At 65.8% G+C, this 14,258-nt stretch carries 13 protein-coding genes; 6 read left to right on the top strand and 7 right to left on the bottom strand.

Annotated features, from left to right (window positions below):
* Nucleotides 1-27 precede the first annotated feature (27 nt).
* Together uvrB and AB433_RS04065 are read left to right on the top strand one after the other, a co-directional pair.
* Nucleotides 28-2,214 (top strand): excinuclease ABC subunit UvrB, encoded by a 2,187-nt coding sequence (gene uvrB, locus AB433_RS04070; protein WP_047820035.1) that lies wholly within the window; start codon nucleotides 28-30, stop codon nucleotides 2,212-2,214.
* A gap of 62 nt (nucleotides 2,215-2,276) precedes the next feature.
* Entirely contained in the window at nucleotides 2,277-2,864 is a 588-nt protein-coding gene (locus AB433_RS04065) for a hypothetical protein (protein WP_156170664.1), read from the top strand.
* A gap of 8 nt (nucleotides 2,865-2,872) precedes the next feature.
* Here the strand turns inward: AB433_RS04065 and AB433_RS04060 are convergent, their stop codons facing one another.
* The 6 genes from AB433_RS04060 to tsaD form a co-directional block, all read right to left on the bottom strand.
* The gene (locus AB433_RS04060; RefSeq protein WP_047820033.1) at nucleotides 2,873-3,490 is read right to left on the bottom strand and encodes a hypothetical protein; all 618 of its coding nucleotides are present in this window, start codon (nucleotides 3,488-3,490) and stop codon (nucleotides 2,873-2,875) included.
* Between the two features lie 2 nt (nucleotides 3,491-3,492).
* Nucleotides 3,493-3,657: a hypothetical protein gene (locus tag AB433_RS20345; RefSeq protein ID WP_156170663.1), complete on the bottom strand. Its 165-nt coding sequence runs from the start codon at nucleotides 3,655-3,657 to the stop codon at nucleotides 3,493-3,495.
* 11 nt (nucleotides 3,658-3,668) lie between these two features.
* Nucleotides 3,669-4,397, bottom strand: coding sequence for an OmpA family protein (locus AB433_RS04055; RefSeq protein WP_245626576.1), 729 nt, complete (start codon nucleotides 4,395-4,397; stop codon nucleotides 3,669-3,671).
* A 43-nt stretch (nucleotides 4,398-4,440) separates the two neighbouring features.
* Entirely contained in the window at nucleotides 4,441-5,925 is a 1,485-nt protein-coding gene (locus AB433_RS04050) for a lipopolysaccharide biosynthesis protein (RefSeq protein ID WP_047823266.1), read from the bottom strand.
* A gap of 68 nt (nucleotides 5,926-5,993) precedes the next feature.
* Nucleotides 5,994-7,016 (bottom strand): NAD(P)H-dependent glycerol-3-phosphate dehydrogenase, encoded by a 1,023-nt coding sequence (locus AB433_RS04045; RefSeq protein ID WP_047820031.1) that lies wholly within the window; start codon nucleotides 7,014-7,016, stop codon nucleotides 5,994-5,996.
* The gene (gene tsaD, locus AB433_RS04040; protein WP_047820030.1) at nucleotides 7,013-8,080 is read right to left on the bottom strand and encodes a tRNA (adenosine(37)-N6)-threonylcarbamoyltransferase complex transferase subunit TsaD; all 1,068 of its coding nucleotides are present in this window, start codon (nucleotides 8,078-8,080) and stop codon (nucleotides 7,013-7,015) included. The genes AB433_RS04045 and tsaD overlap by 4 nt, the downstream gene beginning before the upstream one ends.
* Before the next feature lie 52 nt (nucleotides 8,081-8,132).
* On the opposite strand from tsaD, the gene hemC reads away from it, so the two are divergent.
* The 3 genes from hemC to AB433_RS04025 are packed head-to-tail and all read left to right on the top strand — an operon-like array spanning nucleotide 8,133 to nucleotide 10,731.
* Nucleotides 8,133-9,077: a hydroxymethylbilane synthase gene (hemC, locus tag AB433_RS04035; RefSeq protein ID WP_082134782.1), complete on the top strand. Its 945-nt coding sequence runs from the start codon at nucleotides 8,133-8,135 to the stop codon at nucleotides 9,075-9,077.
* Nucleotides 9,074-9,757 carry a uroporphyrinogen-III synthase gene (locus AB433_RS04030; protein ID WP_047820028.1) on the top strand — a complete coding sequence of 228 codons (684 nt, stop codon included), beginning with the start codon at nucleotides 9,074-9,076 and terminating at the stop codon, nucleotides 9,755-9,757. Before hemC ends, AB433_RS04030 begins: the two co-directional genes overlap by 4 nt.
* An 11-nt stretch (nucleotides 9,758-9,768) precedes the next feature.
* A complete protein-coding gene (locus tag AB433_RS04025) occupies nucleotides 9,769-10,731 on the top strand; it encodes a hypothetical protein (RefSeq protein WP_047823264.1) in 963 nt (320 codons plus the stop codon).
* Here AB433_RS04025 and AB433_RS04020 read toward each other — a convergent pair.
* Nucleotides 10,728-11,954 (bottom strand): UbiH/UbiF/VisC/COQ6 family ubiquinone biosynthesis hydroxylase, encoded by a 1,227-nt coding sequence (locus AB433_RS04020; RefSeq protein WP_047820027.1) that lies wholly within the window; start codon nucleotides 11,952-11,954, stop codon nucleotides 10,728-10,730. The genes AB433_RS04025 and AB433_RS04020 overlap by 4 nt on opposite strands.
* A gap of 176 nt (nucleotides 11,955-12,130) precedes the next feature.
* Between AB433_RS04020 and AB433_RS04015 the strand changes: the two genes are divergently transcribed.
* On the top strand, nucleotides 12,131-14,191 hold the full coding sequence (locus AB433_RS04015; RefSeq protein ID WP_047820026.1) for a protein-disulfide reductase DsbD family protein: 2,061 nt from the start codon (nucleotides 12,131-12,133) through the stop codon (nucleotides 14,189-14,191).
* The last annotated feature ends 67 nt before the right edge of the window (nucleotides 14,192-14,258 follow it).

Here is a 14,258-nt window from a genome sequence, read left to right as displayed (position 1 = left end):
CATCGCTCTGCCCCCATATCCCGGCGCATGGCAGAACTCGTCATCCGCCGGGGTCTTGAAGAGCCCGACACGTCGGACAACTTCGTCCCGCACAAGCCGCAGCGGCCCGAAAAGTCGATGCCCGGCAAGCGGTTCGAACTGGTCAGCGAATACCAGCCCGCAGGCGACCAGCCGACCGCGATCGAAGAACTGGTCGCCGCCGCGCAGGAAGGCGAGAAGACGCAGGTCCTGTTGGGCGTAACCGGCAGCGGCAAGACGTTCACCATGGCCAAGGTGATCGAGGAAATGCAGCGCCCCGCGCTGATACTTGCGCCCAACAAGATCCTTGCCGCGCAGCTTTATGGCGAGTTCAAGAGTTTCTTCCCGAACAACGCGGTCGAGTATTTCGTCAGCTACTACGACTATTACCAGCCGGAAGCCTACGTCCCCCGGTCTGACACTTACATCGAGAAGGAAAGCTCGGTGAACGAGGCGATCGACCGGATGCGCCATTCGGCCACGCGTGCGCTGCTCGAACGCGATGACGTGATCATCGTCGCCTCGGTTTCGTGTCTCTACGGCATCGGCTCGGTCGAGACGTACTCGGCGATGATCTTCGACATCAAGAAGGGCGAGACTGTCGACCAGCGCGAGATCATCCGCAAACTGGTCGCCCTGCAATACAAACGCAACGACACCGCCTTTGCACGCGGCAATTTCCGCGTGCGCGGCGACAGTCTCGAAGTGTTTCCTTCGCACTATGAAGACATGGCCTGGCGGGTCAGCTTCTTCGGCGACGAGATCGAAGAGATCAGCGAATTCGATCCGCTGACCGGCAAGACCGGGGCGAGCCTCGACAAGGTCCGCATCTATGCCAACTCGCACTATGTCACCCCCGGCCCGACCATGAAGCAGGCGAGCGAGGCGATTCGCTTCGAACTGGCAGAGCGGCTGAAGGAACTGGAAGCCGAGGGCAAGCTGCTGGAGCATCAGCGGCTGGAGCAGCGCACAAATTTCGACCTTGAGATGATCGCCGCCACCGGGTCTTGCGCGGGGATCGAGAACTATTCGCGCTTCCTGACCGGACGCCTGCCGGGTGAACCGCCACCGACGCTGTTCGAATACCTGCCCGACAATGCGTTGCTCTTCGTGGACGAAAGCCACCAGACCGTGCCGCAGATCGGCGCGATGTCCAAGGGCGATCACCGGCGCAAGATCACGCTGGCCGAATACGGCTTTCGCCTGCCCAGTTGCATCGACAACCGCCCCCTTCGTTTCAACGAGTGGGATGCGATGCGCCCGCAGACCATCGCCGTGTCCGCCACCCCCGGCGGGTGGGAAATGGAGGAGACGGGCGGCGTCTTTGCCGAACAGGTCATCCGCCCCACCGGCCTCATCGACCCGCCGGTCGAGATCAAGCCGGTCGAGGATCAGGTTCAGGACTGCATCAACGAGTGCAAGGCGACCGCGGCAAAGGGCTATCGCACGCTTGTCACCACCCTGACCAAGCGCATGGCCGAGGACCTGACCGAGTTCATGCACGAGGCGGGCGTGAAGGTCCGTTACATGCACTCCGACGTGGAGACGCTGGAGCGTATCGAACTGATCCGTGACCTGCGGCTTGGCGTTTACGACGTGCTGGTCGGGATCAACCTGCTGCGCGAGGGGCTGGATATTCCCGAATGCGGGCTGGTCTGTATTCTCGACGCCGACAAGGAAGGCTTCCTGCGCAGCGAAACATCGCTGATCCAGACCATCGGCCGCGCCGCGCGCAACGTTGACGGTCGGGTCATCCTCTATGCCGATCGCATGACCGGCAGCATGGAGCGCGCGATAGCGGAAACCGACCGCCGCCGCGCCAAGCAGGAGGAATACAACCTAGAGCACGGCATCACGCCCGCGACGATCAAGCGCAACATTCACGACATCGTCGCCGACACCGCCAGCAAGGACGGCGTTACCGTCGATACCGGCGATGACGAACGCAACAACCTCGTCGGGCACAACCTGCGCGCCTATATCGAGGATCTCGAAGCCCGGATGCGCGCCGCCGCCGCCGATCTGGAATTCGAAGAGGCCGGACGCTTGCGCGACGAAATTCGACGGTTGGAGAACGAGGAACTCGGTCTGCCTGAAGGCGAGCACAAAGCCCCTCGGGTCGGACGGTCTAATGAGGGCAAACCCGGCACGCGCAAGACGCGCTATGGCAAGACCCAACGGAAGTGGAAGCGCTGAGGTCGTTTATAAGGCTCTGCCCAACCTTTCGCATGGATCGGCACGATGATAGCGACCCTGTCATGACCGGGTCGCTCCTCTCTCGCACCGCCCTGATCGGGCTGATTCTGCTATCCACCGCCTGCTCTTCGGAGCCGGAGCCGCAACAACCCACCGACGGCGCGGTCGCGCGCTTCGACCTGCCTGAACAGGACAAGGGCGAGATGGCCCGGCAGCGCGCCCTGTCCGAAGCGATGCCCGGCAAGATCGACCCGCCCGATGCGAAATGGACGCAGGTCGATGGCGGCGCACGCTATGGCGAACCGGGGAAAACGCCGCTGATTGAAATGACATGCGAGGACGGGATGGTTTCCGTCACCCGCAACGCCGCATCGGACGATGGCGCCAAGGCGCTGCTGGCCTTCGTCGGCTATCGCGGCATTCTGCGCCTGAAGGTTGAGAATGATGGCAAAGCATGGCGCGGTGCCCTGCGGTCCGACGATCCGCACTGGATCGCGGTGACCGGCGGGCCGTTCTATGCCACCGTCGCGGGCGGCGGCAAAGTGATCTCACCCGCCAGCTCGATCGCGGCAGGCACGATCACCAATTGCACGATAGAGCCCGACGCAACGATCAAGGGCGTGGACGAGACCGAAGCGCCTCCTGCCTGACGCGAGCCTTACAGTTTGCCGAACTTTTCCTCGTAACCGGCGGTATCGCCCTCGGCGAGGTACTTGGCCTGTGCCCGCCAGTCGTCGCGATCGATCCGCCCGGCAAAGCGGCCCAGCTGGCCGTCGATCTTCTGTACATCGTCATCCGACCACGCCGCGATCTGGTCGAAACGCGAAATGCCCATGTCGCCCAGCATGGTCAGCAGTTTTGGCCCCACGCCCTTGATCCGCGACAAGTCGTCGGCATCGCCGCCCTCTGCCCCGATCTTGATCGCGACGGCGACGGCCTGTGCGTCTTCCGCCGTATCCGGCATTTGGTCCGCATCCTTGGCGTGCATCTGCTCATCATGAACCCATGCCGCGGCACCGATGGCCTCGCCCATCCCGGCCATGCCTTCGGGCGCGACGGGCGGCTCGTGTTCGTGCGTGACGCCGGTCGTCGCCGAGGGCGCATCGATCAACGCCTGGTTCCGCTTGGCGGGGCCCACGCCTTCGTCCAGCACATCGGGGCGGTGGCTGCGCACACGTTCTTTGCGGGGGCGGGCCAGCAACCACAGCGCGATAATGACGGCCAGCACCGCCACGATCGTGAAGGCGACCCAGTTCGCCTGTACCAGTTCCACCATCGTCAGGTATCCTCTTCAATTGCGGTGCCGCGATAGACCATGCGCGCGGCGCGCATTTTCGTCAGACGGGCAAGGCGCACACGGCGCGAAAAAAAGGCGAGCGCCAATACCAAGACCGCACCATAGACGATCAGCATGGCGACCAGCAATTCGATCCAGATCGGCACCCGCGCCCCCCTTACCCTGCGTCCGGCGTGTCGACCGGGGTCGGCACTTGCGGCATGATCGAGATGACCGAAAATTCAATGCGGCGATTGGCCGGGTCTTCAGGCTCCAGCCCCTCGACCGGGCGAGCCGAACCGTATCCCTCAGACCGCAACGAATCGCGCGGCAAGCCCCGCGCCACCAGCGCATCGCGCACGGCATCGGCGCGTTCGCGCGACAGGCGCAGGTTGACCGCCGCATTGCCCACCGCATCGGAATGCCCCGACACCGCGATGATGCTGCCGCGACAGGGTTTCAACGCCTCCGCCACTTCGTCGAGCAGCAGTTCGCTGCCTTCCTCTATCGCGGCGCTCGACTGGGCAAAACGGATCACGCGCACGTCGAGCAAGGATTCGACATCGCGCTGGCAATGGAACGGGCCGGGCTCGTTCGCTGCCTCCTGCGCGGCGGCACGGGCCTTGCGGTTGGCCCAGTGGACGCCGCCCACGCCGGGAACTGCGGCAACGGCACGGGCGACGCGAGACCGCACGCCATCGTCGAGGTCATCGCCGCCATGCAATGTCGGGTGCCGCGTGGTCCAGCCATTGCGACCGGTGAAGTCGGCGCGGATGCCCTTGCCGCCCTCTGCGGCAATCGCCTTGTCCGCCTCGGCCTGCAACTTCGCGACGATGGCATCGTCGTTCCTGTACGCGGCAAACAGCGCAACGGCGACAACCAAAAGCGCGCCGATGGCGATCTTCACCGCAGGGGGCAGGGAGAGGAGAACATTCATCGCAAGTGCCCCGTTACCGCGCTTCGTTCTCCGGCGAAAGCGGTACCGTCGCCCCCGCCTTCTGGAACAACACGCGATCCTCGGGCCCGAACCCGCGCTTCCATATGATGTAGCCGTAAGTGACGAGGATCGCGGGCACACCGATGGCCAGTTCCGCCCACTCCGGCCCGAAAGTAAAGGCATAGCCGACGACAACCGCCGGACCGACCGCCCATACCAGCGGCCAACGGAAATTGTTGATTCGCCTGTCCAGAATGCGCGCCAGCATCCGCGATTTCACCACCGACGCAAAGCCCAGCGCCAGCATCAGCCCGATCGCGGCCCCGGCCGCCTGAAACAGCTCGCCCAACCCGGCCCGCTGCATCAGGACGATGATCCCGATGGTCAGCGCGCCCTGCACCGCCAGGGTCGCGAACGACACGGCAAGGTTTTTGAGCCGCGCAAGGTAAATCAGCGCCGCCTCGGATACGACCGCCGTCGCCGCGACGACTTCCGCCGCCAGCAGGAAGGCCAAGGCCCCGGTGCCATACACGAACTGCGGCCCGACAAGGCCCATGACCGCCTCGCCCGGAATCCCCAGCGCCAGCCCGATCCCCGCCTGCGCCGCGATGATCCAGAACCCCGCCTGACAGACCTGCCGCGCAATGGCGGCATAGTCCTTGTCCTTAAGCTTGCGCACGATGACAGGGCCAAGGATGGGCTCGAAACTGGTTTTCAGCTTTTGCGGCAGCGAGGCAACCTGCTGCGCGATGTAATAAATGCCGACCGTCGCCGGGCTGACGAACAGGGCAAGGATCGCGATGTCCAGGCGGCGAGTGCCCCATTCGATGGCATCGGCCAGCGCCAGCGGGAAATTGTCGCGCGCGATCTTGGCCAGCGGCACGATGCGCGGGGTCCAGCCATGCGGCAGGCCATAGCTGCGCACCAGCGGCACCAGCGCGGTAAGCATCGCCGCGATGACCGAAAAAAGGTAGGCCAACGCCAGCCCCCCATCCTGCGTCGCCGGAATGTAAAAGAAGACGCCTGCCATGATCGAGATCGACCATGGCTCCACAATCGCACGGCTGCGCACCGTGGCCGCGATGTTGTAACGATAGGCGAGCGCGGCCAGCATGACCTCGGTCAGCCCCAGCATCACGATGCCCAATGGCAGCCACAGATCCCAATCGCTGTTGCGCCCGTTCGGAAACATCGGGTCGGGGAACACGAACAGGATCCCTGCAAAAACCGCGCTGGTGATCAGCGAGAGCAGCAGACCGTCGGCAACAACGTGCGTTTCGTCACGGTCGTCGTTGTTGAGCTCACGCGCCAGCCCGCGCTTCAGGCCCAGCGTCGCCAGTTGCCCGCAGATTTCAATGACGATCAGCGCGGAAGCAAAGCGCCCCAATTGATCCGCACCATAGAGCCGCCCGGCGATGAACAGGAACGGCAGACGCGCGGCCAGCCGCAACAGGAAACCCATGAAATTCGTGCGACCGCCCTTGGCCAGCGCGGCCATGTCGTCAGGCGTATCGCTCCCGCCCCCCGCCACCGGGGAACCACCCGGAGCGGGGGAAACGGGATCGTTCAAGCGTCGCCCTCCTCTGGCAGCGCGACTTCGGTCCGCAGCGGACGGGCGAGCAGCGCATCGACCATCTCGTCGGGGCGGGTCTTGCCTTCCAACAAAGCGCAGACCGCCTCGGCAATGGGCATCTCGATCCCGATTTCGCGCGCAACTTCGCGCAGGACCGGCGCGGTATGCGCACCCTCTGCCACGGTGCGACGGTTGCTCATCAGCGCGGCCGGGTCTTCGCCCTGCCCCAGCGCCTTGCCCAGCGAGAAATTGCGGCTGCTGGTCGACGAACAGGTCAGCACCAGATCGCCCAGCCCGCAAAGGCCCGCCAGCGTTTCCGCCTGCGCCCCCTTGGCAAGCCCGAACCGCAACATCTCCGCATAACCGCGCGCGATCAGTGAGGCGCGGGCGTTCTGGCCCAGCTCCATCCCGTCCACCACGCCGCACGCGATGGCGAGCACGTTCTTGACCGCCCCGCCGATCTCGGCCCCGGTCAGGTCCTCGGAATAATACGGCCGGAATTCGGGCCGCGCGATGGCGTCGGACAGACGATCCCACTGCTCCTCGCCGCCCTCACAGGCGAGCGTGACCGCTGTCGGCAGCCCACCGGCGACCTCATGCGCGAAGGTAGGCCCCGAAAGCACGGCCTGCATCGCGTTCGGCGCGGCGGCGCGGGCGACATCGGCCATCAGGCGGCCGGTGCCCGCCTCGATCCCCTTGCAACAGATCACCAGATCACCCGCGAAATGGGGCATGTCGGTCAACACGCGCCCAAGATGCTGCGCCGGGGTGACGGCCAGCACGATGTCCAGTCCGGCCAATTCCGCCAGATCGCCAGTCGCGCGAATCTGCGGCGCAAGGTGTGCGCTCGGCAAGTAGAGCGGGTTGCGATGATCACCGTTGACCGCCTCGATGACCTCCGGCTCCAGCGCCCAGAGCCGCACATTGCGCCCGTCGCTTGCCAGCATCTGTGCCAGCGCGGTGCCCCACGCACCTGCTCCGATAACGCCTATGGTTGGATTCTTGGCCGAACTCATGCCTTTACCCCCGCACCGCGCGCCGGCTCCGCATCGGGATCGAGCGGCCAGCGCGGCCGCGCCACGAAGTCCAGCGGATCGCCTTCCGGCGCGACCAGTCCCGCCGCCAACCGCTCTTGCCCCGCCCAAGCGATCATCGCGGCGTTGTCGGTGCAGAGTTTCAACGGTGGCGCGACGAACCGCAAATCATGCTCCCGCGCAAAGTGTTCGAGCGCCATGCGCAATGGCGCATTTGCGGCAACGCCCCCGGCGACAACCAGCGCACCGACATCGCCAGCCTCGCCCAAGGCCCGCCGCGTCCGGTCCAGCACGCAATCCAGCGCCGCCTGCTGAAACGATGCTGCAATGTCCGCATCGTTATAGTCGCCGCTCTCCTTTGCGCGTAGAACCGCGCTCTTCAGCCCCGCGAATGAGAAGTACGGCTCTTTCGCCCCCTTCAACGGGCGTGGCAGCGGGACGGCCTTGGCATCGCCCTCCCTCGCCAGCCGCTCCACCGCAGGCCCGCCCGGATAGCCAAGGCCCAAGATTTTCGCGGTCTTGTCGAACGCCTCGCCCAGCGCATCGTCGATGGTCGTCGCGATCCGGCGGTAATTGCCGACCCCGCGCACTTCCAGAATCTGGCAATGCCCGCCGCTGGCCAGCAACAGCAGGTACGGAAAGGTCAGCCCGCGATCCGCCAGACGCGGGCTTAAGGCATGACCCTCAAGGTGATTGATCGCGATCAGCGGCAGCCCCTCTGCCATAGCCAGCGCCTTGGCCGTAACCAGACCAACCATCACACCGCCGATCAGCCCCGGCCCCGCGGTTGCAGCAACCGCATCCAGATCGCCCAAACCCATCCCCGCGTCGTTCAGCACGCGGTCGATCATCGGGGCCAGCACTTCGACATGGGCCCGCGCGGCGATTTCGGGGACGACCCCGCCATAGGGTCGATGCGCTTCGTCTTGCGAGGCGATGGCCTGCGCCAAGATGGTCCCGTCGGCGGCGACAATCGCTACCGCGCTCTCGTCGCAGCTCGATTCTATACCTAGGACAAAAGGGCCGGTTTTTGCGGTCGGCTTCATGGCGGCTTTCCCTGAACGCTTTGCGCCGCTAGCACAAGCCGCGATGCCGTCTATGTCACCAAGTCCCGCCCCCATTCCCGCAAGCCCCCTGCGCCTTGGCACGCGTCGTTCCCCGCTGGCGATGGCGCAGGCGTACGAGGCGCGCACGCGCCTGTGCGCCGCTCACGGATGGCCCGAATCCGCGGTTGAGATCGTTCCCGTACTGGCCAGCGGCGACAAGGTGCTGGACCGTCCGCTGGCCGAGATCGGCGGCAAGGCGCTGTGGACCAAGGAGCTCGACGGCTGGCTGATCGAAAATCGCATCGATTTTTCGGTTCACTCGATGAAGGACGTCGAAACGATCCGACCCGAGCAGATTGCCATCGCCGCGTTGTTACCCCGCGCCGATGTGCGCGACGTTCTGGTCGGCGCGGGTTCGATCTCACAGATACCGCCCGGCGCGCGGGTCGGCACCAGCGCACCGCGTCGGGCCGCGCAGATGTTGAACCTGCGGCCCGACCTGACGGTGGTTTCATTCCGTGGCAATGTCGCGACGCGTTTGGCGAAGTTGCAAACGGGGGAGGCCGAGGTAACGCTGCTCGCCGCAGCCGGGCTTCAACGACTGAACGAATCCGGCATCGGGCGCCCGCTCGATCCGCCGCAATGGCTCCCCGCCCCCGCACAGGGCGCAATCGGGATCGAGTGCCGTGTCGACGACGAAGCGACGCACATGGCGCTGGCCGCCATCGACGATGCACCAACGCGGGCGCAAGTGATGGCCGAGCGCGCACTGCTCTTGGCGCTGGGCGGCAATTGTCACAGCCCCATCGCGGTATGGACGCGTGGCGATGGCGATCTGACCATGACCGCCCGTATTTTCAGTCCCGACGGCGCGGTGAAGGTCGAGGCCGAAGCCACGTTCGCCGCCAAGAGCGACGGTCCGGCTGAATTGGCACGCCAGCTTCTAGCCGATGCGCCGGATGCGGTCGCGGTTCATTTCGCAGGCTCGCAGGCTTGACGCCCATCGTCACGATCCGTCCGGCACCTGGAGATGCCGCCACGGTTGCGCTGGGGCGCGAACTGGGGCTGACGATCGCAAGCTTTCCTTTGTTCGAAGTCGGACCTCTGAAGTGGCACCTACCCGATCCGGCCGGATTCCATGCGGTCTTGCTCGGCAGCGCCAATGCCTTGCGCCACGGCGGACCCGGATTGGCTTCCCTGATCACCCTGCCCGCCCTCTGCGTCGGCGAGGCAACGGCGCGCGCCGCCGAGCAAGCCGGCTTCACGGTTACGCATGTCGGGAAGGGCGGTTTGCAGTCGGTCCTGGCAATTGCGACCGCAAACGGCTGGTCTCGGCTGCTCCGCCTGTCCGGCGAAGCGCACGTACCGCTGGACCTGCCCGCCGGGACAACGCTCGACACCCGCACCCTCTATCGCGTCAACGCCTTGCCTATCGGCGCGGCGTTCACCGAAACGCTCCGCAAAGGCGCAGTCGTCCTGCTCCACTCCGGCGAGGCGGCGGCGCACTTCGCGAACGAAGTCGACCGACTGAATATCCCGCGCCAATCCATCGCCATCACCTGCCTCGCCCCCCGCATTGCGGAGCGGGCTGGCGGCGGCTGGCGCGCCCTTTCCACCGCCAGCCAGCCCGATGACCGGGCCCTGCTGGCCATGGCGTTGCAAATGTGCCAAGCGTGATCGCGGACGAGATGACTGACCCTATGGAAGCGACACCCCCCACCGCGACCGGCACCTATCGCCGCCCGGACCGCAGCGTGAACCGTATCCGCACGATGGCCTCCGCCGTGCTGCTGTCGTTCGTGCTAGGCGGGGCGCTGGCATTCTACCTGGCGTGGTCGAGCGGGTGGCTGAGCGATCCCGAAGACGCGGCACAGGAACAGGCAGCCATTGCAGCCCTGCCCGACGATCCCGAAATGGCCGCTGCCGTGCCGACAGAAACCGCGCTGGCCGCCGGTTCGCCCGCAACAATGGGTATGCGGATCGAGGACTTGGAACGCAGGCTCAACCGGCTGGACTTACAGGCAGAAGCCGCATCGGGCCACGCCGCGCGGGCCGAGGGACTGCTGGTCGCCTTTGCCGCGCGCCGGTTGATCGAACGCGGTGCGCCGCTTGGCTATCTGGAAAACCAGCTGCAGCTGCGCTTCGGCAATGCCCAGCCCAACGCGGTTCGCACGATCATCAACGGCGCGCGCAATCCGGTCACGCTGGATTCGCTACGCCTCGGCCTCGAAACGATGTCTAACGAAGCGGTCCAGGAGCCGGACAGCGCGTCGACGTGGGACCGGGTCCAGTCAGAATTGCAAAGCCTGTTCGTGCTGCGCAAGGCCAGCGCCCCCTCGCCGCAGCCGGTGGCGCGGATGGACCGGGCGCAACAATTGCTGGAAGACGGACGGATCGAGGCGGCTTCGGCGTTGGTCGAACGTCTGCCCAATGCCGAACGCACGGCCCCGTGGCTGGCCGATGCGCGGCGCTATGTCGCGGTGCACGATGCGTTGGACCTTATCGAGACAGCGGCGCTGCTGGAACCGCGCCAGTTGATCAACAGCGAAGGTCGGCCGGTGCGTCAGGGCAGTCCCGCCGCGCCGTCGTCCCGCCCGACTGCCGCCATCCGCGCTAACGATAGCGAAGCGGCGGCGGTCGCGGGCGACTAGTCCTGCAACAGCGCGGGCAGCGTGCCGGACACGCCCCGCGCCTCATCCATGAACCAGCGTTTCAGCGGGGCAATCCGCTCAATCGCGCCCATCCCGGCGCGGCGCACCGCGCTGGCGGTCTTGCCGGGCACGCCGAAAAGCCATGTCAGACCGTCGGTGGCCAGCGCAACCGTAAAGTCGTCCAGCCCGCGCCAGTCCTGATAACGTTTCAGAATCTGCGCATCGCCTGGCTCCAGCCCCAGCCGCATGCCATCGGCGATGACCTCCGCCAAAGCTGCCGCATCGCGCAGACCGAGGTTGAGGCCCTGCCCGGCAATGGGGTGAATGCCATGCGCCGCGTCACCGACAAGCGCCAGACGGTCGGCAATGATTGTCGGCGCGTGGTGAAACCCCAGCGGGAATGACGAACGCGGCCCTTCCAGCTCGATCTCGCCCAGAATGCCACCCATCCGCTTCTGCGCCTCGGCCACGAAGGCCCGCTCGCCCAGCTTCAACCACGCCGGGGCATCTTTTTCGGCTACGGTCCAGACGAGCGCCGAGCGATGCCGCCCGCGATCGTCGTCCAACATGGGCAGCAGCGCGAAAGGTCCGGCGGGATAGAAGATTTCCCAAGCCACATTTCCATGCGGCTTTTCATGCACCAGCCCACAGATCAGCGCGCGGTGGCGATAGTCCCACTTCGCGACCGACAGCCCCGCCTCCTCGCGTGTGGGCGAGCGGCGACCTTCGGCGGCGACCAGCAGGCTACCGGTAAACCGCGCACCATCCTCGCGAATGGCGGCAACCCCGAATTCGTCCCGTTCGCGCGCGACGATGCGGCTGTTGGGGTGAAACGCAATCAGCGGCTCCGCCACGCCCGCTTCGTTCAAAGCGATGCGCAACTGGCGATTGGCGAACATGCGGCCTAGCGAGCCTTCGTCCGGTTCCGGGCGGAAATGCAGTTCACCGGGCTTCAATTGGTCGGAAACGGCGATGGAATCGATGGGACAGCCGAACGGCTCCAGCCGATTCGCCACGCCGATATTGCCGAACAGATTCCAGCTGGCAGTGGAAACGGCAGAGGCGCGCCCGTCGAACCCCGCCGCAGTCTGCGTGGCAGGGTCCGAGGCGTCGAGCACATGACTGCTCACCCCCTTACTGGCCAGCGCGAGCGCAAGGCTCATACCGACAAGCCCCCCGCCCAGAATTACGACGTCGCGCCGGTCTTCGCCTACCCCTGCCATTACCGATGCTCTCCGTAGCTAGTTGGCCGTAGCTTGCTGGCCGTAGCTTGCTGGCCGTACGTTGCTGGACAGTCCGGCGGACCGCCCGTAAACAGGCCACCCAGATGGCGACAGGGCGGGTTCATGGCAAGCCCCGGCGCAATCGCAATACCTGTTCACCCAGCCCCCCGGGTTTCATGCGCACCGCTTTCCAGACCACAGTCATCGCCCGCCTTTTCATGCTGTTCGCGGCGGCCCTGCTTGCCCTGTCGGCGGGTGCGGCGCGCGCCAACAACATGGATACGCGGCTGGTGGTCGAAGCGGCCGCTGCCCCCGGGGAAACCGTAACGATCGCCATCGCGCAGGTGCCTGCCAAAGGATGGCATGGATACTGGTCGAACCCCGGAGACGCCGGGTACGGCATGTCGCTGGACTGGACCCTGCCTGCCGGTTTCAGCGCCGGACAGCCCGAATACCCGGTGCCGCAGCCGCTGGTGATCGGCTCGCTGATGAACCACGTTTACGAAGGGCCATTCGCGGTCCTCGTGCCTATCACGGTGCCGGACAGCGCAACACCGGGAGAAACGGTGTCGATTGCGGTCGAGGCACGCTGGCTCGTCTGCACCGACAAGATCTGCGTGCCCGAACAAGGCAGGTTCGAAGCCGAACTGACGATTGCAAAGGGCGCGGACCGACCCGCCCCGGACCCGCAATTCGCACAGTGGCGCACCGCCCTTCCCTCTCCGGTTGCGGAACAGGGGCGCTACGAACTCGTCGGCGGCAAACTGCGCATGGCCATCCCTGTCGCGAAGGGTGCCGGACTGTTCGAACCGCACCTGTTCCCGGTCGATGATGGCGTAATCAGCTACATCGCCCCGCAAAGCTTTGCGCAGGATGGCGACTGGCTGATTGTCGAAATGGACGCCGCCGACGGGTTCGAGCCCGGCGCGCCGATCAATGCCGTTCTGCGCATGGATGGCGACGGCAGAGGTCTCGCCGTCACGCTTGCTTCCGGCGAAGTGCCTACGGGCGGCATCCCGCTGGCCGGTTCGGGCGATGGCAATGTTGCCGACAGCCTCGGCTGGCTGATCTTTGCCGCGTTTCTCGGCGGAATCATCCTCAACGTCATGCCCTGTGTATTCCCGATCCTCAGCCTGAAGGCGCTTTCGCTGGCCCGCGCGAACAGCGGCGGCGCGAAGGTAGAGGCGCTGGCCTACACCGCTGGCGTCATGCTCGCGGTTCTGGCCTTGGGCGCGGTCCTGCTGGCTTTGCGCGCGGCGGGGCAGGAAGTGGGCTGGGCGTTCCAGCTACAGGAACCGGCGACTGTCGTGATCCTGCTGGTGCTGGCCGCCGCGATTACGGCGAACCTGGCCGGACTGTTCGAGATGACCCTGCCGGTAGGCGTCAGCGGGCATCACGGCGGCGCTTTCCTGACCGGCTTGTTGGCCGCTTTTGCTGCGACCCCCTGCACCGGACCGTTCATGGCGGCGGCCATGGGCGCGGCGCTCCTGTTGCCGGTGCTGGACGCGATGGTGCTGTTCGGGGCGCTGGGGCTTGGCCTTGCCTTTCCGTTCCTCGCCATCGGGTTTGTGCCGCTGCTGCGTAAGGGGCTGCCAAAGCCCGGCAAGTGGATGGTCCATTTCCGCCACGCGATGGCAGTGCCGATGGGGCTGACCGCGCTGGCGCTTGGCTGGCTGGCATGGCGCGTCGGTGGCGAGATGCTGTTGGTACTGGCGCTTGCCGCGACGCTGATCGTCATCGTCCTGCTGGCGTTCGCCGGTCGCAAGCAGAGGCGCGGCGGGCGGGCCATGGCTCCGGCGCTGGCGGCAATTGCGGTGGCTCTGGCGGCTGGCGGAGCCAGCGCCGCGCTGGATCGACCTGAGCCCATTGTCGAGGAAGGTGCGCTCGACGCACAACCGTTCAGCGAGGCGGCGCTGGCCGAGGCGCGGGCGTCGGGCAAACCCGTCTTCGCCTATTTCACCGCCGACTGGTGCGTCACCTGCAAAGTGAACGAAGCCGCCGCTATCGACCGAGAGGCGACCCGCGCCGCGTTTGACAAGGCGGGTGTGATCGTGCTGCGCGGCGACTGGACCCGGCGCGACCCGGCGATCACCCGGTTCCTGCAATCGCAAGGTGCGGCGGGCGTGCCGCTATATGTATGGTATGCCCCCGGCGCGAACGGAGAGGTGCTGCCGCAGATCCTGAGCGTCGATATGCTGGGCAAACTGGCGAGTTCCGTAGCGTCAGGGACACAATAGGTTGCGACAATGCAGATTTTTGCGGAACCGAACGAAACAATTGTCGTTAACGAGTGTTGGAACTGGA

It is taken from the genome of Croceicoccus naphthovorans (genome assembly GCF_001028705.1).
GTDB classification, from domain to species: domain Bacteria; phylum Pseudomonadota; class Alphaproteobacteria; order Sphingomonadales; family Sphingomonadaceae; genus Croceicoccus; species Croceicoccus naphthovorans.
The sequence above is the reverse complement of the archived record's forward strand: the minus strand, read 5'-3'. Positions and strand labels throughout refer to the sequence as shown.

Coding starts and splice junctions, on each gene's coding strand:
- uvrB (WP_047820035.1), top strand. CDS start 28: ATGGCAGAACTCGTCATCCGCCGGGGTCTTGAAGAGCCCGACACGTCG.
- AB433_RS04065 (WP_156170664.1), top strand. CDS start 2,277: ATGACCGGGTCGCTCCTCTCTCGCACCGCCCTGATCGGGCTGATTCTG.
- AB433_RS04060 (WP_047820033.1), bottom strand. CDS start 3,490: ATGGTGGAACTGGTACAGGCGAACTGGGTCGCCTTCACGATCGTGGCG.
- AB433_RS04050 (WP_047823266.1), bottom strand. CDS start 5,925: ATGGCCGCGCTGGCCAAGGGCGGTCGCACGAATTTCATGGGTTTCCTG.
- AB433_RS04045 (WP_047820031.1), bottom strand. CDS start 7,016: ATGAGTTCGGCCAAGAATCCAACCATAGGCGTTATCGGAGCAGGTGCG.
- tsaD (WP_047820030.1), bottom strand. CDS start 8,080: ATGAAGCCGACCGCAAAAACCGGCCCTTTTGTCCTAGGTATAGAATCG.
- hemC (WP_082134782.1), top strand. CDS start 8,133: ATGTCACCAAGTCCCGCCCCCATTCCCGCAAGCCCCCTGCGCCTTGGC.
- AB433_RS04025 (WP_047823264.1), top strand. CDS start 9,769: ATGACTGACCCTATGGAAGCGACACCCCCCACCGCGACCGGCACCTAT.
- AB433_RS04020 (WP_047820027.1), bottom strand. CDS start 11,954: ATGGCAGGGGTAGGCGAAGACCGGCGCGACGTCGTAATTCTGGGCGGG.
- AB433_RS04015 (WP_047820026.1), top strand. CDS start 12,131: ATGCGCACCGCTTTCCAGACCACAGTCATCGCCCGCCTTTTCATGCTG.